General features: G+C 64.3%; 22 protein-coding genes and 2 tRNA genes. All 24 read left to right on the top strand.

Annotated elements, in window-relative coordinates; all coding sequences use genetic code 11:
- Nucleotides 1-6 precede the first annotated feature (6 nt).
- The 24 genes from ftsH to nusA all read left to right on the top strand — a co-directional run bounded on the left by ftsH (nucleotide 7) and on the right by nusA (nucleotide 23428).
- A complete protein-coding gene (gene ftsH / locus F816_RS0105870; protein ID WP_019593923.1) occupies nucleotides 7-1986 on the top strand; it encodes an ATP-dependent zinc metalloprotease FtsH in 1980 nt (659 codons plus the stop codon).
- 104 nt (nucleotides 1987-2090) lie between these two features.
- Entirely contained in the window at nucleotides 2091-2978 is an 888-nt protein-coding gene (folP, locus tag F816_RS0105865; RefSeq protein ID WP_019593922.1) for a dihydropteroate synthase, read from the top strand.
- Nucleotides 2978-4318 carry a phosphoglucosamine mutase gene (gene glmM, locus F816_RS0105860; RefSeq protein ID WP_019593921.1) on the top strand — a complete coding sequence of 447 codons (1341 nt, stop codon included), beginning with the start codon at nucleotides 2978-2980 and terminating at the stop codon, nucleotides 4316-4318. Before folP ends, glmM begins: the two co-directional genes overlap by 1 nt.
- A gap of 145 nt (nucleotides 4319-4463) precedes the next feature.
- A complete protein-coding gene (tpiA, locus tag F816_RS0105855) occupies nucleotides 4464-5231 on the top strand; it encodes a triose-phosphate isomerase (protein WP_019593920.1) in 768 nt (255 codons plus the stop codon).
- Nucleotides 5228-5611 carry a preprotein translocase subunit SecG gene (gene secG, locus F816_RS0105850; protein WP_019593919.1) on the top strand — a complete coding sequence of 128 codons (384 nt, stop codon included), beginning with the start codon at nucleotides 5228-5230 and terminating at the stop codon, nucleotides 5609-5611. The genes tpiA and secG overlap by 4 nt, the downstream gene beginning before the upstream one ends.
- A gap of 22 nt (nucleotides 5612-5633) precedes the next feature.
- A tRNA-Leu gene (locus F816_RS0105845) sits at nucleotides 5634-5718 on the top strand.
- A 265-nt stretch (nucleotides 5719-5983) separates the two neighbouring features.
- Entirely contained in the window at nucleotides 5984-6340 is a 357-nt protein-coding gene (locus F816_RS0105840; RefSeq protein ID WP_018146236.1) for an NADH-quinone oxidoreductase subunit A, read from the top strand.
- The gene (locus tag F816_RS0105835) at nucleotides 6331-6807 is read left to right on the top strand and encodes an NADH-quinone oxidoreductase subunit B family protein (RefSeq protein ID WP_012982122.1); all 477 of its coding nucleotides are present in this window, start codon (nucleotides 6331-6333) and stop codon (nucleotides 6805-6807) included. The genes F816_RS0105840 and F816_RS0105835 overlap by 10 nt, the downstream gene beginning before the upstream one ends.
- A gap of 17 nt (nucleotides 6808-6824) precedes the next feature.
- Nucleotides 6825-7544: an NADH-quinone oxidoreductase subunit C gene (locus tag F816_RS0105830; RefSeq protein ID WP_018146235.1), complete on the top strand. Its 720-nt coding sequence runs from the start codon at nucleotides 6825-6827 to the stop codon at nucleotides 7542-7544.
- Nucleotides 7537-8790, top strand: a complete 1254-nt coding sequence (locus tag F816_RS0105825) for an NADH-quinone oxidoreductase subunit D (protein ID WP_018146234.1) — start codon at nucleotides 7537-7539, stop codon at nucleotides 8788-8790. Before F816_RS0105830 ends, F816_RS0105825 begins: the two co-directional genes overlap by 8 nt.
- Nucleotides 8790-9320 carry an NAD(P)H-dependent oxidoreductase subunit E gene (gene nuoE, locus F816_RS0105820; RefSeq protein WP_018167902.1) on the top strand — a complete coding sequence of 177 codons (531 nt, stop codon included), beginning with the start codon at nucleotides 8790-8792 and terminating at the stop codon, nucleotides 9318-9320. Before F816_RS0105825 ends, nuoE begins: the two co-directional genes overlap by 1 nt.
- A gap of 1 nt (nucleotide 9321) precedes the next feature.
- Nucleotides 9322-10602: an NADH-quinone oxidoreductase subunit NuoF gene (gene nuoF, locus F816_RS0105815; RefSeq protein ID WP_019593918.1), complete on the top strand. Its 1281-nt coding sequence runs from the start codon at nucleotides 9322-9324 to the stop codon at nucleotides 10600-10602.
- A 33-nt stretch (nucleotides 10603-10635) separates the two neighbouring features.
- On the top strand, nucleotides 10636-13035 hold the full coding sequence (nuoG, locus tag F816_RS0105810; protein ID WP_019593917.1) for an NADH-quinone oxidoreductase subunit NuoG: 2400 nt from the start codon (nucleotides 10636-10638) through the stop codon (nucleotides 13033-13035).
- A gap of 12 nt (nucleotides 13036-13047) precedes the next feature.
- The gene (nuoH, locus tag F816_RS0105805; protein ID WP_019593916.1) at nucleotides 13048-14112 is read left to right on the top strand and encodes an NADH-quinone oxidoreductase subunit NuoH; all 1065 of its coding nucleotides are present in this window, start codon (nucleotides 13048-13050) and stop codon (nucleotides 14110-14112) included.
- A 10-nt stretch (nucleotides 14113-14122) separates the two neighbouring features.
- Nucleotides 14123-14611 carry an NADH-quinone oxidoreductase subunit NuoI gene (gene nuoI / locus F816_RS0105800; protein WP_018146229.1) on the top strand — a complete coding sequence of 163 codons (489 nt, stop codon included), beginning with the start codon at nucleotides 14123-14125 and terminating at the stop codon, nucleotides 14609-14611.
- 15 nt (nucleotides 14612-14626) lie between these two features.
- On the top strand, nucleotides 14627-15283 hold the full coding sequence (locus F816_RS0105795) for an NADH-quinone oxidoreductase subunit J (RefSeq protein ID WP_019593915.1): 657 nt from the start codon (nucleotides 14627-14629) through the stop codon (nucleotides 15281-15283).
- An 89-nt stretch (nucleotides 15284-15372) separates the two neighbouring features.
- Complete coding sequence (gene nuoK, locus F816_RS0105790) at nucleotides 15373-15678, top strand: NADH-quinone oxidoreductase subunit NuoK (RefSeq protein WP_018141813.1); 306 nt, start codon at nucleotides 15373-15375, stop codon at nucleotides 15676-15678.
- Nucleotides 15679-15684: 6 nt separating this feature from the next.
- Nucleotides 15685-17691, top strand: coding sequence for an NADH-quinone oxidoreductase subunit L (gene nuoL, locus F816_RS0105785; protein WP_019593914.1), 2007 nt, complete (start codon nucleotides 15685-15687; stop codon nucleotides 17689-17691).
- Between the two features lie 52 nt (nucleotides 17692-17743).
- Nucleotides 17744-19258 carry an NADH-quinone oxidoreductase subunit M gene (locus tag F816_RS0105780; protein ID WP_018167897.1) on the top strand — a complete coding sequence of 505 codons (1515 nt, stop codon included), beginning with the start codon at nucleotides 17744-17746 and terminating at the stop codon, nucleotides 19256-19258.
- A gap of 13 nt (nucleotides 19259-19271) precedes the next feature.
- Nucleotides 19272-20720: an NADH-quinone oxidoreductase subunit NuoN gene (gene nuoN, locus F816_RS0105775; RefSeq protein WP_019593913.1), complete on the top strand. Its 1449-nt coding sequence runs from the start codon at nucleotides 19272-19274 to the stop codon at nucleotides 20718-20720.
- A 3-nt stretch (nucleotides 20721-20723) separates the two neighbouring features.
- The gene (locus F816_RS0105770) at nucleotides 20724-21068 is read left to right on the top strand and encodes a DUF2818 family protein (RefSeq protein WP_019593912.1); all 345 of its coding nucleotides are present in this window, start codon (nucleotides 20724-20726) and stop codon (nucleotides 21066-21068) included.
- A gap of 60 nt (nucleotides 21069-21128) precedes the next feature.
- Nucleotides 21129-21205, top strand: a tRNA-Met gene (locus F816_RS0105765).
- A gap of 196 nt (nucleotides 21206-21401) precedes the next feature.
- Nucleotides 21402-21857 carry a ribosome maturation factor RimP gene (gene rimP, locus F816_RS0105760; RefSeq protein ID WP_018167894.1) on the top strand — a complete coding sequence of 152 codons (456 nt, stop codon included), beginning with the start codon at nucleotides 21402-21404 and terminating at the stop codon, nucleotides 21855-21857.
- Nucleotides 21858-21934: 77 nt separating this feature from the next.
- The gene (gene nusA / locus F816_RS0105755; protein WP_018146222.1) at nucleotides 21935-23428 is read left to right on the top strand and encodes a transcription termination factor NusA; all 1494 of its coding nucleotides are present in this window, start codon (nucleotides 21935-21937) and stop codon (nucleotides 23426-23428) included.
- Nucleotides 23429-23443 lie beyond the last annotated feature (15 nt).

Genomic DNA, 23443 nt, shown 5'->3' with positions numbered 1-23443 from the left:
GTCGTTTTGAACGGTCTGGCCAAGAATCTGATCATCTGGGCGGTAATTGCCGTCGTCCTGATGTCCGTCTTCAACAACTTCGGCCCGCAGCAGCAGACGCAGGATGTTCGGAGTATTACGTACTCCGAGTTCATCCGCGACGTGCAGGGCGGTCGCGTGGACAACGTGACCATCAAGGGCGAGAAGATCGAGGGTACGACGATCGAGGGCCAGGCGTTTACCACGGTGAACCCGAACGACCCCGGTCTGATCGGCGACCTGTTGCAGAACAACGTGGAGCTGAATGCCCACGAGGAAGCCGAGCGCTCCCTGCTGATGAGCATCCTGATCAGCTGGTTCCCGATCCTGTTGCTGATCGCCGTGTGGATCTACTTCATGCGTCAGATGCAGGGCGGTGGTGCCGGTGGCAAGGGCGCGATGTCCTTCGGCAAGTCCAAGGCCAAGCTGATGTCCGAGGACCAGGTCAAGGTCAGCTTCAATGACGTGGCCGGCTGCGACGAGGCCAAGGAGGAGGTGACCGAGCTGGTCGACTTCCTGCGCGACCCGTCCAAGTTCCAGAAGCTGGGTGGCCAGATTCCGCGCGGCGTGCTGATGGTCGGCTCTCCGGGTACCGGCAAGACGCTGCTGGCCAAGGCGATTGCCGGCGAGGCCAAGGTGCCGTTCTTCAGCATCTCCGGTTCCGATTTCGTCGAGATGTTCGTTGGCGTGGGCGCCTCGCGAGTGCGCGACATGTTCGCCGAGGCCAAGAAGCACGCCCCCTGCATCATCTTCATCGACGAGATCGATGCGGTCGGTCGCCAGCGTGGCGCCGGCATGGGCGGCGGTCATGACGAGCGTGAGCAGACCCTGAACCAGCTGCTGGTCGAGATGGACGGCTTCGAGGGCACTGAGGGGGTTATCGTGATTGCTGCGACCAACCGTCCGGACGTGCTTGACCCAGCGCTGCTGCGCCCGGGTCGCTTCGACCGCCAGGTGGTGGTGCCGCCGCCGGACGTACGCGGTCGCGAGCAGATCCTCAAGGTGCACATGAAGAAAACGCCGATCTCCGACGACGTGCGTCCGGATCTGATCGCGCGCGGTACGCCGGGTTTCTCCGGCGCAGATCTGGCCAACCTGGTCAACGAGGCGGCGTTGTTTGCGGCGCGCTCCAACAAGCGCCTGGTGGACATGTCCGACTTCGAGCGCGCCAAGGACAAGATCATGATGGGCGCCGAGCGCAAGTCCATGGTGATGTCCGAGGACGAGAAGAAGCTGACCGCCTATCATGAGGCCGGCCACGCGATTGTTGGCCTGACGGTGCCGGAGCACGACCCGGTCTACAAGGTCAGTATCATCCCGCGCGGGCGAGCCTTGGGTGTCACCATGTTTCTGCCCGAGGAGGACCGCTACAGCCACTCGAAGACCCGTCTGGAGAGTCAGCTGGCGAGCCTGTTTGGCGGGCGTCTGGCAGAAGAAATTATCTTTGGCAATGACAAGGTGACCACCGGCGCCTCGAACGATATCGAGCGCGCTACTCAGATCGCCCGCAACATGGTCACCAAGTGGGGCCTGTCGGAAAAGCTCGGCCCGCTGGATTACGGTGAGGAAGAAGGGCATCCGTTCCTGGGTGGGCAAATGGGCAAGGCGAAGCCGATGTCCGACGATACTGCGCGCCAGATCGATGCCGAGGTCCGTCACATCATCGATGCGAACTACCAGCATGCGAAGCAGATCCTGGTCGACAATATCGATACGCTGCACGCGATGGCGCGGGCGCTGATGAAATACGAGACCATCGACGACAAGCAGATCGCGGACATCATGGCCGGGCGCGAACCCCGCGAGCCGGCGGATTGGGATAGTGGCGGCGGTTCCGGTGGCTCGGCGCAGGCCAGCGACGAGGCTGAGGGTGGTGTCTCGGATGCCGACGGCGACACCAAGGACGGCTCCGATGGCCGCGGTGACGATGATAAGGGCGTGGTTGGCGGCCCTGCGCCGCAGTCCTGATCCGTCCACTTCGTGACCGGGCTTGGGTCCGGTCACCGCCACTGGCCGCCAGGCCCTGTTCCTGGCGGCCTTTTTCGTTGGGTACTCACAGGAGAACGCAGATCGTGCCGACTGACGCACCGGTACTGCAATGCGGGGACCACGCCCTGGACCTTGGGCAGCCGCGCATCATGGGGATTCTGAACGTCACCCCGGACTCGTTCTCCGACGGTGGCCAGTACGCGCGGGTGGACGATGCGCTGACGCGGGCCCGCGCCATGGTCGCGGAGGGGGCAGAGATCCTTGACGTGGGCGGCGAATCCACTCGCCCCGGTGCGGCGCCAGTAGCGCTGGAGGATGAGCGTCAGCGGGTGCTTCCGGTCATCGAAGCCCTGCGCGCGGAACTGGACGTTCCGCTTTCCGTGGACACCATGAAGCCGGAGATGATGCGCGAGGCGGTTGCCGTCGGTGCCGGGATGCTGAATGACGTGAACGGCTTTCGCGCCGACGGGGCGCTGGCGGTCGCGATGGAGGCGGCCCGCGAGCGTGGCGTAGCGCTTTGCGTGATGCACATGCAGGGCGATCCGCAGTCGATGCAGCGGGCGCCGCATTACGACGATGTGGTGGACGAGGTGCGCGCCTTCCTCGAGCAGCGGGTGGCGGAGCTGTTGCGTGGCGGCGTGCCGCGCGGCCAGATCCTGCTGGATCCGGGCTTCGGCTTCGGCAAGACTCTGGAGCACAACGTCGCGCTGTTTCGCGGCCTGCCGCGCCTGGCGGCCTCCGGCTTGCCGCTGCTGGTGGGCGTCTCGCGCAAGTCGATGATCGGTCAGCTGCTGGATGCCCGTCCGGTCGCTGACCGGGATCCCGGCAGTGCCGTGGCGGCCCTGTTGGCGGCACAGGCCGGTGCGCGTGTCCTGCGTGTGCACGATGTCTCGGTGACCCGTGATGCCCTGGCGCTATACTCAGCGTTGCGACCGGATGGTGGCGACGGACAGGACAATCGAGGGAACTGATGGGCAAGTATTTCGGAACCGACGGCATCCGTGGGCGCACCGGCGACTGGCCGATGACGCCGGAGTTTGCGCTGCGCCTCGGGTATGCCGTGGGCGAGGTTCTGGGCGAGAACGGCCACCGCCAGGGGCCGGTCCTGGTGGGCAAGGATACGCGCGTGTCCGGCTACATGTTCGAGTCGGCGCTGGAGGCCGGGTTGTCCGCCGCCGGGCTGGATGTCGCGTTGTTGGGACCGATGCCGACCCCGGCCATCGCCTACTTGACGCATACCTTCCGTGCCACTGCGGGCGTCGTGATCAGTGCCTCGCACAACCCATTTCACGACAACGGGTTCAAGTTCTTCACCCCCGAGGGAGACAAGCTGCCGGATGCGACCGAGGCGGCCATCGAGGCGCGTCTCGATCAGCCGGCACAGCCCATTAACAGTGCGCGTCTGGGCAAGGCGGTGCGCATCCAGGATGCCGCTGGACGCTACGTCGAGTTCTGCAAGAGCGCGATCCCGGCGCGTTCCGAGCTGCGTGGGATGAAGATCGTCATTGATTGTGCCCACGGTGCGACCTACAACGTCTCCCCGCACGTATTCGAGGAGCTGGGGGCGCAGGTCGAGATCCTCGGCGCTAGTCCGGACGGCTACAACATCAACGATGGGGTCGGCGCCCTGCATCCGGAGAACGTCGCCGAACAGGTGCGGGCGACCGGCGCGGATCTCGGGATTGCGCTGGACGGCGACGGTGACCGGGTGATCCTGGCCGATGCCGACGGCACCGTGGTCGACGGGGACCAGATCCTCGGTATCCTGGCGCTGGCGCGGCAACAGGCCGGGGGCTTCGATGGCGGTGTGGTCGGGACCCTGATGACCAACCTGGGGCTGGAGCAGGCCCTGGGGGTCGCCGGCATCCCGTTCGTGCGTGCGAAGGTCGGGGATCGCTATGTCCTGGAGGAGCTCCGCCGTCGCGACTGGACCCTGGGCGGCGAGGGGTCGGGTCATATTGTCTGTCTGGAGCACACCACGACCGGCGACGGTACGGTGGCGGCGTTGCAGGTTGCACACCTGATGCACCGTACCGGCCAGCCGCTCTCGGCGCTCGCAGCGGCCATTCCCAAGCTGCCGCAGTGCCTGATCAACGTGCCCGTCAGCGGTGCCGCGGCCGGCTGCCTGGAGGCCGAGCCGGTACGCGCCGAGGTCGCCGCGGTGGAGGGTCAGCTCGGCCAGCGTGGTCGAGTCCTGCTGCGTCCCTCCGGTACCGAGCCCCTGGTGCGGGTGATGGTTGAGGGCGAAGATGTCGACGAGACCCGCTCGGCCGCCGAGCGCATCGCGGACAGCATCCGGGCGGCGATCTGATCGCCGCTACGAAGCCCCGCCCGCGCGCCCCGCGCCGGCTTGGTTGATTTGCTACCGGTGCGCCGGTAACATCCCGCCGCTCTAATCATCATGATCGGACCCCGTGTATCTGCGGGGTTCGGCCGATCGCAGGAGGAAGATCCGCATGCGCACGCCGCTGGTCGCCGGAAACTGGAAGATGAACGGTTCGCGGGACGCGAACCGCGCGCTCCTGTCCGCCCTGAAGGGCAGCCTGGGCGACATCCGGGGCGTGGACGTGGCGGTGTGCCCGCCCGCGGTCTACCTCGCCGAAATCGCGAACGACCTGTCCGGTGGCTCCATCGCCGTCGGCGCGCAGGATTGTTCCGACCAGGAAAAGGGTGCCTACACCGGCGAACTGGCCGGCCCCATGCTGGCCGAGGTGGGCTGCCGCTATGTGATCGTCGGGCATTCCGAGCGCCGCGAGCGGCAGAACGAGGACAATGTCTGGGTGGCAGCCAAGTTCGTTGCGGCCCAGGCCGCCGGGCTGACGCCGATCCTGTGTGTGGGCGAGCAGAAGGCCGACCGCGAAGGCGGGCGCACCGAGACTGTGGTCGCCGAGCAACTCGATGCGGTCCTGGATGCGGCCGGAGTCGAGGCGTTCGACCGCGCCGTGATCGCCTACGAGCCGGTTTGGGCGATTGGCACCGGTTTGACCGCCACGCCGGAACAGGCCCAGGAAGTGCATGCATTCATCCGCAACCGTGTTGCGGGTCGCGACCCGCAGGTCGCAGCCGATCTGCGCATCCTCTACGGTGGCAGCATGAAGGCCGATAATGCGGCCGGTCTCCTGGCGCTCGAGGACATCGACGGCGGTTTGATCGGCGGTGCCTCGCTGGATGCTGACGCATTTTCCGCCATTGCCCGCGCCGCGGGCGAGCAGGTCGCAGCATGATTTACGGCCTGCTCCTGGTGGTCCAGGTCGCGGTATCGCTTGGCCTGATCGCGCTGATCCTGATGCAGCACGGCAAGGGCGCCGACGCCGGCGCGGCCTTCGGTAGCGGCGCTTCGGCGACGGTGTTCGGTGCGGCCGGGTCGGCCAACTTCCTGAGCCGCTCGACGGCCGTGCTGGCGGTGGTCTTTTTTCTCAACAGCCTGACGCTTGCGTATCTGGCGGCATCCAGCCCGGAGGCCGAGAGCCTGCTGGACCAGATGGAGGCGATGGAAGAAGAGGGCGATGGTCCGCCGGACCTCCCGGCCGAAGTGCTCCCGGGGCAAGAGCCCCCGGGTGGCAGCGGCCCAGAATCCGGCCGGCCGGCCGATGTGCCCGATTGAGATCCGGTACCTGTACGAATTGGCAGATGTGGTGGAATTGGTAGACACGCTATCTTGAGGGGGTAGTGGCGCAAGCCGTGTGGGTTCGAGTCCCACCATCTGCACCAAATACTCGTTGCCCCGGGCCGCTGAATATCTGTCGGCGCCCGGGGTAATTAGCAATAAAAACAGCATCTTATAAAATTACGAATACTTGACACCGTTTTTGGGCATCACCTAGACTCCGTGCCCGGTGTACGGCTCTGCCGCGTCTGTGCGGGACCGAGTCGTACCCGCGCTTTCAACCAGCAACGCTGAACGGCTCGCCGGCGCGCTCGATCCACGCGACGCCTCGCGAACCTGCCCGCCTGAGGCGGCGTACGGGAGAGAGAAATGCTGGAAGGTTATTTACCCATCCTGCTGTTCATCGCAGTAGGCATCGTGATCGGCGTCGTGCCGCTGGTGGTCGGTATGGCCGTGGGTCCGCACAAGCCGGACGCGGCGAAGAATTCGCCCTACGAGTGTGGCTTCGAGGCCTTCGAGGACTCGCGGCTGAAATTCGATGTCCGCTTCTACCTGGTCGCGATCCTGTTCATCATCTTCGATCTCGAGATCGCGTTTCTCTTCCCGTGGGCCGTGTCGCTAGACACCATTGGCCTGTTCGGGCTTCTTGCGATGGCCCTGTTTCTTGTCATTCTGGTCGTCGGTTTCATCTACGAGTGGAAGAAGGGGGCGCTGGAATGGGAATAGAAGGCGTTCTTGAGAAGGGCTTCGTCACCACCTCGGCGGACAAGCTCATCAACTGGGCCCGCACCGGGTCCCTCTGGCCGATGACCTTCGGTCTCGCGTGCTGCGCGGTGGAGATGATGCATGCCGGTGCCGCGCGCTACGACCTCGACCGCTTCGGGATCATCTTTCGGCCGAGCCCGCGCCAGTCGGACGTGATGATTGTGGCCGGCACCCTGGTCAACAAGATGGCGCCGGCTCTGCGCAAGGTCTACGACCAGATGCCCGAGCCGCGCTGGGTGATCTCCATGGGGTCCTGCGCCAACGGGGGCGGGTATTACCACTACTCCTACGCGGTGGTGCGCGGTTGCGACCGCATCGTGCCGGTGGATGTCTACGTGCCGGGGTGCCCGCCGACGGCGGAGGCGCTGCTCTACGGCATTATCCAGCTGCAGAACAAGATCCGGCGCACGAACACGATCGCGCGCTGACGCACCCGGGGTAGCAGATGGCTGAACAAGACAACTGGACCGACGCCCTGCGGGCGGAACTGGGCGATGCCCTGGAAAGCCTGCACGAGGCGAACGGCGAGATTACTGTCGATATCGCACCGGGCTCCTGGCGCGAGGCGGGCGAGAAGCTGCGCGACGCCCTGGGCTTCGAGATCCTGATCGACCTTTGCGGGGTGGATTACCTCGAATACGGGCAGGACGAATGGGGCACCGACTCCGCCACCAATACGGGTTTTTCCCGAGGTGTCGAAGCGGCGACCTCCGGGCGTTTCACCTTCGATGATGCGCCGGAAGATTCCAACTGGGATGGCCCGCGGTTCACCGTGGTGGCTCACCTGCTGTCGCTCGAGCATAACCGCCGCGTGCGGATGCGCGCCTGGCTGAGTGACGAGGAGTTCCCCGAGGTCGAATCCCTCGTGGACGTCTGGGCCTCGGCCAACTGGTTCGAGCGCGAGGCCTTCGATCTGTTCGGGATCCTCTTCTCCGGTCATCCGGACCTGCGCCGCATCCTCACGGACTACGGCTTTGTGGGGCATCCGTTCCGCAAGGACTTCCCGCTGATCGGGCATGTAGAGATGCGTTATGACGCCGAGCAGGCTCGTGTGGTGTACCAGCCGGTGACGATCGAGCCGCGCGTGCTGGTGCCCAAGGTGATCCGCGCCGACCATCGCTACAGCGAGGGCGAGAAGCCGGGCGAAGGAGCCGAGAATGCCTGAGATTCGCAACTTCACCCTCAACTTCGGGCCGCAGCATCCCTCCGCCCACGGCGTATTGCGCCTGGTGCTGGAGATGGATGGCGAGGTGGTGCAGCGGGCCGACCCGCACATCGGCCTGCTGCACCGCGGCACCGAGAAGCTCGCGGAGAGCAAGCCGTACAACCAGTCGATCGGCTACATGGACCGTCTGGACTACGTGTCGATGATGGCCAACGAGCACGGCTATGTGCTGGCGATGGAAAAGCTGCTGGGCATCGAGGCCCCGCTGCGCGCGCAGTACATCCGCGTGATGTTCGACGAGATCACCCGGATCCTGAACCACCTGATGTGGCTGGGCGCGCATGCGCTGGATATCGGTGCGATGGCGGTGTTCCTGTATGCGTTCCGCGAGCGCGAGGACCTGATGGACTGCTACGAGGCGGTCTCGGGTGCGCGCATGCACGCGACTTATTATCGGCCGGGCGGGGTCGCGCGCGATCTACCGGGCACCATGCCCAAGTATCAGCCGTCCTCCTGGAAGTCCCAGGAAGTGGTGGATGACCTGAACAAGATCCGTCAGGGGTCGTTGCTGGACTTCATCGAGGCGTTTACCGAGCGCTTCCCCGGCTGCGTGGACGAGTACGAGACCCTGCTGACCGACAACCGGATCTGGAAGCAGCGCACCGTCGGGATCGGCGTGGTCGACCCGGATCGGGCGAAGCAGCTGGGCTTCACCGGCCCGATGCTGCGCGGCTCGGGAATCGAGTGGGACCTGCGCAAGAAGCAGCCCTACGAGGTCTACGACCGTCTCGACTTCGACATCCCGGTGGGCACCAACGGCGATTGTTACGATCGCTACCTGGTGCGCATCGAGGAGATGCGCCAGTCCAACCGCATCATTCGTCAGTGTGTGGACTGGCTGCGCCAGAATCCGGGCCCGGTGCTCCTCGAGGATCACAAGATCACCCCGCCGAAGCGCGAGGAGATGAAGGCCGACATGGAGGCCCTGATCCACCACTTCAAGCTGTTCACCGAGGGCATGTGTCTGCCGGAAGGCGAGGCCTACGCGGCGATCGAGCATCCGAAGGGCGAGTTCGGGGTCTACCTGGTCTCGGATGGTTCCAACAAACCGTATCGTCTGAAGGTCCGTCCGCCGGGCTTTGTGCACCTGTCCGCGCTGGACGAGATGGCGCGCGGCCACATGCTGGCCGATGTGGTCGCCATCATCGGGACCCAGGACATCGTATTCGGGGAGATCGACCGCTGATGGCTGCCGAACAGAAAACTGTCGCCTTCCACAAGCACGCCGCGAAGAAGGTCGAGCTGAGCGCGCACGAGCGCGAAGAGATCGACGCATGGCTGGCGCGCTATCCCGAGGATCAGAAGCGCTCGGCCGTTCTGGGCGCTCTGCGTGCGGTGCAGCACGAGGATGGCTATCTCTCCACCGCGAAGATGGATGCCGTGGCCGACTATCTCGGGCTGCCGGCGATCGCGGTGTACGAGGTGGGTTCGTTCTACTCCATGTACGAACTGGAGCCGGTGGGCAAGCACACCATCATGGTGTGCGACAACATCTCCTGCATGCTGCGCGGCGCCGAGCCGATCATCGAGCACCTCGAGAAGCGTCTGGGCATCAAGCGCGGCGAGAGTACACCGGACGGCAAGTTCTACCTGAAGCTGGAAGAGGAGTGCCTTGCAGCCTGTTGCGGCGCCCCGATGATGCAGGTGGACCACAAGTACTACGAGAATCTCACCCCCGAGCGGGTCGACGAGATCCTCGACGGTCTGGAGAAGTAGCATGGCCAACCAGATCTGCTTTGCGACGCGTTACCTGGACAACGCCGCCGCGCTCGAGACCTACAAGAGCGTCGGCGGCTATCAGGCGCTGGAGAAGGTCTACAAGGGCAAGATGGCCCCCGAGGACGTGATCGAGGAGGTCAAGACCTCCAACCTCCGCGGCCGCGGAGGTGCGGGTTTCCCGACCGGTCTCAAGTGGTCGTTCATGCCGCGCAACAGCCCGGGGCAGAAGTACATCGTCTGCAACTCGGACGAATCCGAGCCGGGTACCTGCAAGGATCGCGAGATCCTGATGTACAACCCGCATGCGCTGATCGAGGGGATGGCGATCGCTGGGTACGCGATCGGCGCGACGGTGGGCTACAACTACATGCGCGGCGAGTTCATGGACGAAGTGAACACCCGTTTTACGGCCGCGCTGCAGGAGGCCTACGAAGCCGGCTACCTCGGCAAGGACATCTTCGGCTCGGGGGTGGACTTCGATCTGCATCCGTCGCTGGGGGCCGGTGCCTATATCTGTGGCGAAGAGACGGCGCTGCTGGAATCGCTGGAAGGCAAGAAGGGCCAGCCGCGCTTCAAGCCCCCGTTCCCGGCCAACTACGGCCTGTACGGAAAGCCAACCACGATCAATAACACCGAGTCGCTCGCCTCGATCCCGTCGATCATCCGCAATGGCGGCCAGTGGTTCGCGGATCTGGGTGTGCCCAAGTCGGGGGGCGAGAAGCTGTTCTCGGTGTCCGGGCACGTGAACAAGCCGGGCAACTTCGAGATCCCACTGGGCACTCCGTTCAAGGATCTGCTGGAAATGGCCGGCGGTGTACTGAACGGGCGCAAGCTGAAGGCGGTGATCCCGGGGGGATCATCGGTGCCGGTGGTACCGGGCGACGTGATGCTGAAGGCCAACATGGACTTCGATTCCATCGCCCATGCCGGCTCCATGCTGGGTTCCGGGGCGGTGATCGTGATGGACGAGACCGCCGACATGGTGAAGTCCCTGCAGCGGATCTCTCGCTTCTATTTCTCCGAGTCCTGCGGCCAGTGCACGCCCTGCCGCGAGGGGACCGGGTGGCTCTACCGCATGCTCACGCGCATCGTCGAGGGCCGGGGCCGACCCGAGGACCTGGAACGGCTGGACGACGTGGCCAGCAAGATCGAGGGCCATACCATCTGCGCCCTGGGCGACGCCGCCGCCATGCCGGTGCGCAGCTTCGTCAAGCATTTCCGCCACGAATTCGAATACTACATCCAGCACGGCCGGAGCCCGGTGGCAGACGCCGCCTGACGCTCTACCGCGCCATCGCATCAGGAATCGAGCATGAGTCAGGATCAGAAACAAGATCTGGTCAGCATCGAGATTGACGGCCGTACGGTGGAGGCGCCCAAGGGCGCCATGCTCATCGATGTCGCCGATGATGCCGATATCCGCATTCCGCGGTTCTGCTACCACAAGAAGCTGTCGGTGGCGGCCAACTGCCGTATGTGTCTGGTCGAGGTGGAAAAGGCACCCAAGCCGCTGCCGGCCTGCGCCACGCCGGTGATGGACGGCATGAAGGTGTACACCCAGTCCCCGCTGGCGCTACGCGCGCAGAAGGGGACCATGGAGTTCCTGCTGATCAACCATCCGCTGGACTGCCCGATCTGTGACCAGGGCGGCGAGTGCGAGCTGCAGGACGTGGCCATGGGCTACGGCGAAAGCGTGTCCACCTATACCGAAGCCAAGCGCGTGGTGAAGGACAAGGACATCGGTCCGCTGATCGAGACCGAGATGACCCGCTGCATCCACTGCACCCGTTGTGTGCGCTTCGGCGAGGAGATCGCCGGGGTGCGCGAGCTGGGCGCGACCGGACGCGGCGAGCACATGCGCATCGGCACCTACGTCGAGAAGACCGTGGCCCACGAGCTCTCCGGCAACGTGATCGACCTGTGCCCAGTGGGGGCGCTGACCGCCAAGCCGTCGCGCTACAGCGCGCGTGCCTGGGAATACGCGCAGGCGGCGACGATTGCCCCGCATGATGCGGTCGGCTCCAATCTGTTCCTGCATACCGACGACGGCCGTGCGATGCGGGTCGTCCCGCGCGAGAACGACGCGGTCAACGAGACCTGGATCTCCGACCGCGATCGCTTCAGCTACACCGGTCTGTATGCGGAGGATCGACTGACCCGCCCACGGATCAAGGTCGACGGCCAGTGGCAGGAGGTCTCCTGGGAGACCGCATTGAGCTACGCCGTTGAGGGCCTGAAGGAAGTGGCCCCGGCGCGCGTGGGCGCGTTGCTCTCGCCTGCACTCTCGCTGGAAGAACACTACTTGGCGCAAAAAGTGCTGCGGGGCATGGGTGTCACCGACATCGATCACCGCGTGAATCAGCGCGATTTCCGCGACGAGGCGGCGGCCCCGCTGTTCCCGTATCTGGGGGTCGCGATTGGCGAGCTCGAAAACGCGGATGCGGTTCTGCTGGTGGGCAGCAACCCGCGTCGCGAGCAGCCGTTGCTGGCACACCGCCTGCGCAAGGCGGCCTCGCGCGGTGCACATGTGAGCCTGATCAACGACATGCTGCTGGACCTGACCTATCCGGTTCAGGCCCAGCTGGTGGGCGACGAGCGTGACCAGGTCCTGGCGCTCGCCGGGATCGCCGGCCAGCTCGCCGCGGCCGGCAAGTCGCTGCCGAAGAAGCTGGAGAAGATCGTCAAGGCGGCCGCGACCGACGACGGCGAGACGCGGGAAGCCTTCGAACGCGCAGCCCGTGCGCTGCTGGATGGGAAGCGGGGCCATGTGCTGCTCGGCGCCGCTGCAATCAATGGGCCAGCCTTTGCCACGTTGCGGGCCCTTGCAGGCTGGATCGCCAAACATACCGGCGCCAGCCTGGGCTACCTGCCGCAGGGCGCGAATGCCGCGGGTGCCTGGCTGGCTGGCGTCCTGCCGCATCGTGGCCCGGGTGGGGCGGAGCTGGATGTCGCCGGTACGAATGCCGCCGAGATGCTCGAGCAGGGACGCGATGCATTCGTGATCGCTGGGCTGGAGCCGGGGCGCGATGGGGTCGATCCGGCGGCCTTCCAGGCAGCCCTGGAGCGTGCCGGCCTGGTGGTCGCCCTGAACAGCTTTGCCACGCCTGAACTGGAGGCTGTGGCGGATGTGTTGCTGCCGATCGCCACAAGCTTTGAGCAATCCGGGACCTTCGTGAACGCCGAGGGCCGTTGGCAGAGTTTCCGCGCCGCCTCGCGCGCCCCGGATGACGCCCGGCCAGGCTGGAAGGTCTGGCGCGTGCTGGGCAATCTCCTCGACCAGAGCGGCTTCGATTACCTGGATTCGCCCGCGGTGCGCGATGAGCTGAAGGGCCAGCTGGCGGAAGCCAGCTTCGATACCGGTGTCAACCTCAACAAGGTCCAGGTGGAGGTGCCCGAGGCCGGCGCGGGCAACGGGCTGTACCGTGTCCAGGCGGCCGCGCTCTACAGCGGTGATCCGCTGGTGCGCCGTGCCGAGCCGCTGCAGACCAGCCCCGAAGGGCTGCTGGCCGAGAGCGTGCTGGTACATCCCGAGTCCGCCGGCGAGCACGCCCATGGGAGCCGCGTGCGACTGCGTCAGGGCAAGGCCGAAACGGAGTTGACCCTGTTGCTGGACGATTCGGTACCGCCGGGTCTAGCCGTGACCTTCGCGGGTTCCGCGGCCATGGGGGCCCTCGGCCTGCCGAACACCACGGTCACGCTGGCGCGGGCCTGAGGGACTTAAGACATGTTCGACTGGATGATGAACCTCTTCTACAGCCTTCCGACGGTCATGCAGATCCTGATCGGCATTCAGCTGATCGTGATTCCGCTGATGCTGGCCGTGGCCTACACGACCTTTGCCGAACGCAAGGTGATCGGTTACGCCCACGTGCGCATCGGCCCGAACCGGGTGGGCCCGCGCGGCTGGTTGCAGCCGATCGCGGACGCCCTGAAGCTGTTGACCAAGGAGGTCATCCTCCCGACCAACGCCAATCGCTTCCTGTTCCTGAGCGCCCCGGTGCTTACGATTGCACCGGCTTTGGCGGCCTGGGCGGTGGTTCCGTTTTTCGACGGCGGGGCCCTGGCGAACGTGAACGCCGGCCTGCTGTATCTGCTGGCGCTGACCTCCCTCGGTGTGTACGGCATCATCATCGCGGGTTGGGCCTCGAACTCGAAATACGCGCTGCTGGGCTCGCTGCGCTCGGCGGCGCAACTGGTCTCCTATGAGATCGCGATGGGCTTTGCCCTGGTGGGCGTGCTGATGGCTGCCGGCACCCTGAACGTGGGCGGGATCATCGAGGCGCAGTCCGGGAGCATGTACCACTGGTTCCTGCTGCCGCTGCTGCCGATGTTCTTCGTGTACTTCATCTCCGGGATCGCTGAGACCAACCGTGCGCCCTTCGACGTCGCGGAGGGCGAGTCCGAGATCGTGGCCGGGTTCCACGTGGAATACTCCGGCATGGCGTTCGCGGTGTTCTTCCTCGCGGAATACGCCAACATGATCCTGATCTCGGCGCTGACCGCGATCCTGTTCCTGGGGGGCTGGCTGTCGCCATTCCAGGGCATCCTGCCGGCTGCCGTGTTCGACTGGCCGGTGATCGGGACGCTGCTGGATCACGGGATTCACTGGTTCCTGTTCAAGACCGCGGTGTTCCTGTTCGCCTTCCTGTGGTTCCGCGCCACCTTCCCGCGCTATCGCTATGACCAGATCATGCGCCTGGGCTGGAAGGTCCTGATCCCGGTGACCATCGTCTGGCTGTTTGTCGAGGGCGTGCTGGTCGCGTTCAACGTCGGCCCGTGGTTCGCCTGAGGAGATCGTGATGAAAGCCGTGCGCCGTTTCTTCAAGAGTTTCCTGTTCTTCGAGCTGCTGCTGGGGCTGCGCCTGACCGGGCGTTACCTGTTGAGCCGCAAGTTCACCGTGCAATACCCGGACGAGAAGACGCCGATGTCGCCGCGCTTCCGCGGGCTGCACGCCCTGCGCCGTTATCCCAACGGCGAAGAGCGCTGCATCGCCTGCAAGCTGTGCGAGGCGGTGTGCCCGGCGCTGGCAATTACCATCGACTCCGAGGAGCGCGACGACGGCACGCGGCGCACCACGCGCTACGACATTGACCTGTTCAAGTGCATCTTCTGCGGCTTCTGCGAAGAGGCCTGTCCGGTGGATTCCATCGTCGAGACGCACCTTTTCGAGTACCACTTCGAGAACCGGGGCGAGCAGATTATGACCAAGGACAAGCTCCTGGCCATTGGTGACCGCTTCGAGAAAGAGATCGCGCAGGCCCGCGCGGTCGACGCCCCCTACCGGTAACGCAGGGAACGCCTCATGACCTTCGAGCTTGTCCTTTTCTACCTGTTCGGTGCGATGCTGCTGGGAGGCGCGCTGGCGATGATCAGCGTGCGCAACCCGGTGCATGCGGCGCTGTTTCTGGTACTTTGCTTCGTTGCCGCCGCGGCATTGTGGGTCATTGCGGAGGCCGAGTTCCTGGGCATCGTCCTGGTGCTGGTGTACGTCGGCGCGGTCATGGTGCTGTTCCTGTTCGTGGTGATGATGCTGGACATCAACCTCGCCAAACTGCGCGAGGGCTTCGCCGAGTATCTGCCGGCGGGGATTGTGGTCGCGCTGGCCATGGCGACCGTGCTGGTGCTGGTGATTACCCGCTACATCACCATGGACGCCCCCGAGCGGGCCGGCCCCGAGTACGCCAACACCGAGGCCCTGGGCGCGATCCTGTACACCGAGTACGTCTATCCGTTCGAGATCGCCGCGGTGATCCTGCTGGTCGCGATCATCGCCGCGATCTCGCTGACCATGCGCAAGCGGCCGGACAACAAGTCGATCGACCCGGGCAAGCAGATGGCGGTCTCCCGCGAAGGGCGGGTGCGCATGGTCGCCATGCCGTCGGAGAAGAAAGTAGCCCCGCGACGGGGTGCGCAGGGGTCCGGGGCGAATGCCCCGGGTGGGGACGACGGCTCGAAGTAGGCACACCGAGTACACAGGCATCCCGGCCGCGCGTCGGGACCCGGACACCGGGGGCGGCCAACGTCCCCGAAAGAACTCAGGGCTAGAACATGATTACGCTAGAGCACTACCTGGTGCTGGCCGCGCTTTTGTTTTCCATCAGCGTGGCCGGGATCTTCCTGAACCGGAAAAACGTGATCGTGCTGTTGATGTGCATCGAGCTGATGATGCTCGCGGTGAACATCAACTTCATTGCCTTCTCGTTTTTCCTGCAGGACCTCGCGGGCCAGGTGTTCGTGTTCTTCATCCTGACCGTCGCCGCGGCCGAGGCGGCCATCGGCCTCGCCATCCTGGTGTTGCTGTTCCGTAATCGCGGAACCATCAACGTCCAGGACATGGATGCAATGAAGGGATAAACGGCCATGGATACGATCTATCTACTCATTGTTCTGGCGCCGCTGTTCGGCGCGATCGCCGCCGGCCTGTTCGGTCGCCAGATTGGCCGTGCCGGGGCGCACACCGTCACCATCCTGGGGGTGGCGGTCTCGTTTATCCTGTCTGTGGTGGTCTTCTGGGCGCATGTCTTCGGGGATACCGGGGTCTACAACGAGACCCTCTACACCTGGCTGGTGTCGGACGGCATCCAGTTCGAGGTCGGGTTCCTGGTCGACAACCTGACCGCGATGATGATGCTCGTGGTCACCTTCGTCTCCCTGATGGTGCACATCTACACCATCGGCTACATGAAGGACGATCCGGGCTACCAGCGTTTCTTCGCGTACATCTCCCTGTTCACCTTCTCCATGCTGATGCTGGTGATGGCGAACAACTTCATGCAGCTGTTCTTCGGCTGGGAGGCCGTGGGGCTGGTCTCCTATCTGCTGATTGGATTCTGGTACAAGCGCCCCACCGCGACCTACGCGAACATGAAGGCGTTCATCGTGAACCGCGTCGGGGACTTCGGTTTCCTGATCGGCATCGCCGCGCTGGTGTTCTATACCGGCAGCCTGAACTACACCGAGGTGTTCGCCGAAGGCCAGGCGATGAGCGAGGCCACAATCACCATCTGGCCGGGCTGGACCTTCGGGCTGCTGGACCTGGCGCTGATCTTCCTGTTCATCGGTGCGATGGGGAAATCCGCCCAGGTGCCGCTGCATGTCTGGCTGCCGGATTCCATGGAAGGCCCGACGCCGATCTCCGCGCTGATCCATGCGGCCACCATGGTGACCGCGGGCATCTTCATGGTCGCGCGCATGTCGCCGCTGTACGAGTTCTCGGTCGCGGCGCTGTCGTTCATTCTCATCATCGGCGCGATCACTGCGTTCTTCATGGGCCTGATCGGTCTGGTGCAGAACGACATCAAGCGCGTGGTCGCCTATTCGACGTTGTCCCAGCTGGGCTACATGACCGTGGCCCTGGGTGCGTCGGCGTACGCCGCGGGGCTGTTCCACCTGATGACCCACGCCTTCTTCAAGGCGCTGCTGTTCCTGGCTGCCGGCTCGGTGATCATCGCCATGCACCACCTGCAGGACATGCGCGCGATGGGCGGCCTGCGTCGGTACATGCCGATCACCTACGTGACGGCGCTCATCGGGTCCCTGGCGTTGATCGGCTTCCCGTTCTTCTCCGGGTTCTTCTCCAAGGATGCGATCATCGAGGCGGTGGGCTATTCCGAAACCCCGGGGGCCACGTTCGCCTACTGGCTGGTGCTGGCCGGGGTGTTCGTCACCGCGCTATACACCTTCCGCATGTTCTTCATGGTGTTCCATGGCGAGGAGCGCTATGACCAGGCACACAAGTACATGCCGGACCACGGCGACGAACACGACGATGAGCATGGCGATGACCACCACGGCCCACTGCAGCCGAAGGAGTCGCCGTGGGTGGTGACGGTGCCGCTGATCCTGCTGGCGATCCCGTCGGTCGTGGCTGGCTATTTCATCGGTCCGATGTTGTTTGGCGACTTCTTCGCCAACAGCCTGTTCGTGCTGCCGGAGCAGGATGTGCTGGCGACCAAGGGCGAGACCTACACCGGGGTCATCGGCTTTGTACTGCACGGTCTGATGCTGCCGGCGTTCTGGCTGGCAATGGCCGGCCTGGCGACCGCCTGGTACCTGTACATGAAGCGCCCGGAACTGCCGGGGTTGATCGCCGAACGCCTGAAGCTCGGGGTGCGCATCCTCGAGGACAAGTACGGCTTCGACCGTTTCAACGACTGGTTCTTTGCCGGCGGGTCGGTCCGTCTCGGGCGTGCCCTGTGGCGCTACGGTGACGCGCTGATCATCGACGGGCTGCTGGTCAATGGCACGGCGCGCTCGATCGGCTGGATCTCGTCGCGTGTCCGCCACATGCAGTCCGGCTTCCTCTACCACTACGCGTTCGTGATGATCATCGGCCTGCTGGTCCTGATGTTCGCCTTCGTGATCTGAGCGGCTTCGACACCCATGCGCTCGAAGCCCATCGCTGTTTCAAGGAACGACCATGTTTGCTGACTGGCCTATCTTGAGTCTGTTGATCTGGCTGCCGATTCTCGGTGGCTTCCTGGTGCTCGCCGCCGGGCGCGACGCGCCCCATGTGGCGCGTCGGCTCGGACTCGCGGTGGCCGTAGCGACCTTTGTCGTGAGCTTGCCGCTCTGGTTCGTGTTCGAGCGGGGGACCGCCGAGATGCAGTTCCAGGAGCTGGCCTCCTGGATCCCGGCGTTCAACGTGAACTACCACCTGGGGGTGGACGGCATCTCCATGCCGCTGATCCTGCTGACCACGCTGATCACCGTGGTCGTGGTAGTTGCCGCGTGGGAATCGGTGAAGGACCGCATCGCCTATTACATGGCCGCGATGCTGGTGATGGAAGGCCTGATGATCGGCATGTTCGCATCGATGGATGCGGTGCTGTTCTACGTGTTCTTCGAGGCGATGCTGATCCCGATGTTCCTGGTGATCGGGATCTGGGGCGGGCCGCGGCGCGTCTACGCCACCCTCAAGTTCTTCCTCTACACCTTCCTCGGTTCGGTGTTCATGCTGGTCGCGCTGATCTGGATGTACATCCAGTCCGGCAGTTTCCTGATCCAGGATTTCCATGCCCTGCAGATCGGCCTGACCGCGCAGATCCTGATCTTCCTCGCGTTCTTCATGGCGTTCGCGGTAAAGATCCCGATGTTCCCGGTGCATACCTGGCTGCCGGATGCCCACGTGGAGGCGCCCACCGGCGGCTCGGTGATCCTGGCCGCGATCATGCTGAAGATTGGGGGCTATGGCTTCCTGCGCTTCTCGCTGCCGATCACCCCGGATGCCAGCGCCGTGCTCGACACCATGATGATCGTGCTGTCGCTGATCGCGATCGTCTACATCGGCCTGGTGGCGCTGATCCAGAGCGACATGAAGAAGCTGATCGCGTATTCGTCGATCGCGCACATGGGCTTCGTGACCCTGGGCTTCTTCCTGGCCTTCTACATCTACTCCAACACCGGTGACTGGGAAGGCGCCTCGCTGGGTATCGCCGGCGGCATGGTGCAGATGATCTCGCACGGCTTCATCTCGGCGGCGATGTTCCTCGCGGTGGGGGTGCTGTACGACCGCCTGCACAGCCGCCAGATCGCCGATTACGGCGGCGTGGTGAACACCATGCCGTGGTTCGCCGCGTTCTTCGTGCTGTTCGCCATGGCCAACACCGGCCTGCCGGGCACCTCCGGGTTCGTCGGCGAGTTCATGGTCATCCTGGCCGCGTTCAAGGCGGATTTCTGGATCGCCTTCCTCGCCGCGACCACCCTGATCCTGGCCGCTGGCTACACCCTGTGGCTGGTCAAGCGCGTGATCTTCGGCGCGGTGGCCAACGAGAACGTGGCCGGTCTTTCCGACATGAATCGCCGCGAGTTCTTCTTGATGGGCGTGCTGGCCTTCTTCACGCTGCTGCTGGGCGTGTGGCCGGCCCCGCTGCTGGATGTGATGAACGCGACCATCGACCACCTCGTGGCGCATATCGCGCAGTCGAAGCTCTGAAGGGGCGCCTGACATGAATTTCGAGATCCCCAATTTCCTCCCCGCCGTGCCCGAGATGTTCGTGCTCGGGATCGCGTGCCTGATCCTGGTGATCGACGCGTTCCTGCCGGATTCGCGGCGTGATGTCACCTACGGCCTGGTGCAGGCGACCCTGGTCGTGGCGGCGGGTCTGACACTGTGGATGATGGGGCCGGAGACGGTCCTGACCTTCTCGGATACCTTCGTGAAGGACCCGATGGCCGACATCCTGAAGGTGGCGGTGTACGTGACCAGCTTCCTGGTCTTCCTGTATTCGCGTCCCTACCTGATGGAACGCGGTATCCACAAGGGCGAGTTCTACGTGCTGGGCCTGTTTGCCGTGCTCGGCATGATGATCATGATCTCGGGGCACAACCTGCTGACCCTGTACCTGGGCCTGGAGTTGCTGTCGCTGTCGTCCTACGCGCTGGTCGCGTTCTGGCGCGACAACTCGCGCGCCACCGAGGCGGCCATGAAGTACTTCGTGCTGGGTGCGCTGGCATCCGGTTTGCTGCTCTACGGTATGTCCATGATCTATGGCATGACCGGTTCACTGGATATCGCGGTGATCGCCGCCGAATTGGTGGCTGCGGACGAGAGCATGAACGTCCCGCTGGTCTTCGGTCTCGTGTTCCTGGTGGTCGCCATCGCGTTCAAGCTGGGGGCGGTGCCGTTTCATATGTGGGTGCCGGACGTCTACGACGGTGCCCCCACGGCGGTCACGCTGTTCATCGCCACGGCGCCGAAGATTGCGGCATTCGCCTTCCTGATGCGGCTGCTGGTGGAAGGCATGGGGCCACTGCACGCCGACTGGCAGGGCATGCTGATTATCCTCGCGGTCCTATCGCTCGCAGTGGGCAACGTGATCGCGATCGCCCAGACCAGCATCAAGCGCATGCTGGCCTATTCGACTATTGCCCATATCGGGTTCCTGTTCATGGGGATCCTGGCGGGCACCGACAGCGGGTACGCCTCGGCCATGTTCTACGTGATCGTCTACGCGATCACCGCCGCCGGTGGTTTCGGGATGATCGTGTTCCTGTCGCGCAAGGGGTACGAAGCGGACCAGATCGATGACTTCAAGGGGCTCGCCAAGCGCAACCCCTGGTTTGCGTTCATCATGCTGCTCCTGTTGTTCTCCATGGCCGGTGTACCGCCGACGGTCGGCTTCTACGCCAAGCTGGCGGTGATCCAGGCCGCCGTGGGCGCGGAACTGGTCTGGCTGGCGATCGTCGCGGTGATCTTCTCGATCATTGGCGCCTTCTACTACCTGCGTGTGGTCAAGATGATGTTCTTCGACGACCCCCAGGAAGGTGCCGAGGAGCCGGTCCAGCCGTCCAGTGCGCTGGCTGCTGCGCTTAGCATTAATGGGCTTGCGGTGCTGCTGTTGGGAATTTTCCCGGGTCTGCTGCTGTCTTTAACCCACTACGCAATTATCGGGTAACTCGTGACACAGTGGATTCCGTTTGAAGTTCTGGTCTGGGGGTATGTGGTTGTCGCGTTCATCAGCGCGAACCTGCCCTGGCTCAGTGATCGTATCGGCCTGATGGTGTTGCCGGAGAGTGGCGTCAAGGGGCCGTGGACCCGCATTGGCGAATGGCTGGTGCTGTATATGGTGATCGGCGCAATCGGGAAGGGGCTGGAGTTCCAGGCGACCGGCGGTATCCATCCGCAGGGCTGGGAGTTCTACGTGATCACCCTGTCGCTGTTCGCGATGTTTGCCCTGCCCGGATACATCTGGCGCTACGACCTGCGCCCACACCTGCGGGCTGGCCAGCGCCGGGCACGGTAAATAATCGGCGACAGCCCTTGCGGGGCGGGTCGGCGCTTTGGTATAGTTCTGCGTCTCGGATGCGGGGTGGAGCAGTCTGGCAGCTCGTCGGGCTCATAACCCGAAGGTCGCAGGTTCAAATCCTGCCCCCGCTACCAATTGTCAGAGAGGCCCCGTACGGGGCCTTTTTGTTAAGGGTCTTCGCCCGTGTGGTGAATCGCCCTTGGGCCGCGCTCCCGCGCGCCTCGCAGCACCCAAGGTGTTGCTGTCATCTGGAGAGGTGTACGAGGGGCGTTCGGCGCCCTTTTTTTGTTTCCGGGTCCCGCCAAAGGGACGGAGTCGATCGAGACGCCCTTGTCGCAGAAGGCTGAACAACTGAAAACACTGCTGACCCCGGTTGTCGAGGGGGAAGGCATGCAGCTGTGGGGGCTGGAGTACCACTCCGGTTCCACGCCGCCTGTCGTGCGGATCTATATCGATGGCGAGAATGGCGTCACGGTGGACGATTGCGCGCGCGTCAGCGATCAGGCCGGTGCGGTCATCGAGGTCGAGGAGGCTCTGAAGGGGAACTACACCCTGGAGGTGTCCAGCCCCGGCATCGAACGCCCTCTGTTTACCCCCGAGCAGTTCCGGACCTACATCGGTCATCCGGTGAAGGTGCGTCTGGCATGGCCGGAGCATGACCGCCGCAATTTCCGTGGCGTACTGCTGTCGGTGGAAGATCCAATGATCGAGGTGGAAGTGGACGGTATGGCCTACGAGCTGCCGCTGGCCGCGATCCACAACGCGCGTGTCCTTGAGCAGCTGTAAAAAATAGCTGTAGTCCGGGGCGCTGCTACGCTTTTTGTTGAATCGGCAGGCAACTGCCGAGTGCGGAGAGGCAAGACATGAACAAGGAGATCCTGCTGGTCGCTGATGCCGTGGCGAACGAGAAGGGAGTGGAGAAGGACATCATCTTCGAAGCCCTGGAATCGGCCCTGGCGATGGCGACCCGCAAGTACCACGGCGGCAAGATGGACGTGCGCGTGAGCATCGACCGCGAGGAGGGTGATTACGAGGCCTTCCGGCGCTGGACCGTGGTGGACGACGAGGACCCCGAGTTCGAATCCCCGGAATACCAGACGCTGCTGTCCTATGCCCAGCAGAAGAATCCGGACGCCCAGGTCGGCGACGTGATCGAGGAGCCGGTCGAGGCCGTGGACTTCGGTCGCATTGCGGCCCAGGCCGCGAAGCAGGTCATCGTGCAGAAAGTGCGCGAGGCCGAGCGGGCCAAGGTCGTCGCGGAGTACCAGGATCGCGTTGGCACGCTGGTCATGGGGATCGTCAAGCGTACGGATCGCAATGGCACCTATGTGGACCTCGGGAGCAACGCCGAGGCCCTGATCCCGCGCGAACACATGATCCCGCGCGAGACCGTGCGTACCAATGACCGGCTGCGCGGCTATCTCAAGGAGATCCGCCCCGAGGCTCGTGGTCCGCAGTTGATCCTCAGCCGCACCGCGCCGGAGTTCCTGATGGAGCTGTTCAAGCTCGAGGTGCCCGAGGTCGGCCAGAACATTATCGACATCATGGGTGCGGCCCGTGACCCGGGTATGCGCGCCAAGATTGCGGTGCGCTCCAACGACCCGCGTCTGGATCCGGTCGGCGCCTGCGTCGGCATGCGCGGCTCGCGTGTGCAGTCGGTGTCCAACGAGCTGGCCGGCGAGCGCATCGACATCATTGTCTGGGACGAGAATCCGGCTCAGTTCGTGATCAATGCGATGTCGCCGGCGGAGGTCCTGTCGATCGTGGTCGACGAGGACAAGCAGTCGATGGATATCGCGGTCGAGGAAGACAAGCTGTCACTGGCCATCGGCCGTGGCGGCCAGAACATCCGCCTGGCCTCCCAGCTGACCGGCTGGGAACTGAATGTGATGACCGAGGAACAGGCCGCCGAAAAGAGCGACGCCGAGGCCCAGCAGTTGGTCGCGTTCTTCATGGAGGCCCTGGATGTCGACGAGGAAGTTGCCAGCATCCTGGTTCAGGAAGGCTTTACGACCCTGGACGAAGTGGCCTATGTGGAAGAGGCAGAACTGCTGGCGATCGAGGAGTTCGACGAGGCCATGGTCGAGGAGCTGCGCAATCGTGCGAGCGACGCGCTCCTGACCAAGGCCATCGCGGCCGAGGGTGGCGATGGCTATCAGCCCGCGGAGGATCTCCTCGGCATGGAAGGCATGAGCCCGGCGCTGGCGAACAAGCTGGCGTCACATGGTGTGTGCACCATGGAGGACCTGGCGGAGCAGGCATCCGACGACGTGGTCGAGATGACCGGCCTGGATACGGAAGAGGCGTCGGCGCTGATTATGACGGCGCGCGCCCCGTGGTTCGAAACCGGGGAGTAAGCCCCGGTCGCTCGT

Source organism: Thioalkalivibrio sp. ALM2T, assembly GCF_000381505.1.
Taxonomy (GTDB): Bacteria; Pseudomonadota; Gammaproteobacteria; order Ectothiorhodospirales; family Ectothiorhodospiraceae; genus Thioalkalivibrio; species Thioalkalivibrio versutus.
This window is presented reverse-complemented; position numbering and strand designations above follow the sequence as displayed.

Coding starts and splice junctions, on each gene's coding strand:
- glmM (WP_019593921.1), top strand. CDS start 2,978: ATGGGCAAGTATTTCGGAACCGACGGCATCCGTGGGCGCACCGGCGAC.
- tpiA (WP_019593920.1), top strand. CDS start 4,464: ATGCGCACGCCGCTGGTCGCCGGAAACTGGAAGATGAACGGTTCGCGG.
- secG (WP_019593919.1), top strand. CDS start 5,228: ATGATTTACGGCCTGCTCCTGGTGGTCCAGGTCGCGGTATCGCTTGGC.
- F816_RS0105840 (WP_018146236.1), top strand. CDS start 5,984: ATGCTGGAAGGTTATTTACCCATCCTGCTGTTCATCGCAGTAGGCATC.
- F816_RS0105835 (WP_012982122.1), top strand. CDS start 6,331: ATGGGAATAGAAGGCGTTCTTGAGAAGGGCTTCGTCACCACCTCGGCG.
- F816_RS0105830 (WP_018146235.1), top strand. CDS start 6,825: ATGGCTGAACAAGACAACTGGACCGACGCCCTGCGGGCGGAACTGGGC.
- F816_RS0105825 (WP_018146234.1), top strand. CDS start 7,537: ATGCCTGAGATTCGCAACTTCACCCTCAACTTCGGGCCGCAGCATCCC.
- nuoE (WP_018167902.1), top strand. CDS start 8,790: ATGGCTGCCGAACAGAAAACTGTCGCCTTCCACAAGCACGCCGCGAAG.
- nuoF (WP_019593918.1), top strand. CDS start 9,322: ATGGCCAACCAGATCTGCTTTGCGACGCGTTACCTGGACAACGCCGCC.
- nuoG (WP_019593917.1), top strand. CDS start 10,636: ATGAGTCAGGATCAGAAACAAGATCTGGTCAGCATCGAGATTGACGGC.
- nuoH (WP_019593916.1), top strand. CDS start 13,048: ATGTTCGACTGGATGATGAACCTCTTCTACAGCCTTCCGACGGTCATG.
- nuoI (WP_018146229.1), top strand. CDS start 14,123: ATGAAAGCCGTGCGCCGTTTCTTCAAGAGTTTCCTGTTCTTCGAGCTG.
- F816_RS0105795 (WP_019593915.1), top strand. CDS start 14,627: ATGACCTTCGAGCTTGTCCTTTTCTACCTGTTCGGTGCGATGCTGCTG.
- nuoK (WP_018141813.1), top strand. CDS start 15,373: ATGATTACGCTAGAGCACTACCTGGTGCTGGCCGCGCTTTTGTTTTCC.
- nuoL (WP_019593914.1), top strand. CDS start 15,685: ATGGATACGATCTATCTACTCATTGTTCTGGCGCCGCTGTTCGGCGCG.
- F816_RS0105780 (WP_018167897.1), top strand. CDS start 17,744: ATGTTTGCTGACTGGCCTATCTTGAGTCTGTTGATCTGGCTGCCGATT.
- nuoN (WP_019593913.1), top strand. CDS start 19,272: ATGAATTTCGAGATCCCCAATTTCCTCCCCGCCGTGCCCGAGATGTTC.
- nusA (WP_018146222.1), top strand. CDS start 21,935: ATGAACAAGGAGATCCTGCTGGTCGCTGATGCCGTGGCGAACGAGAAG.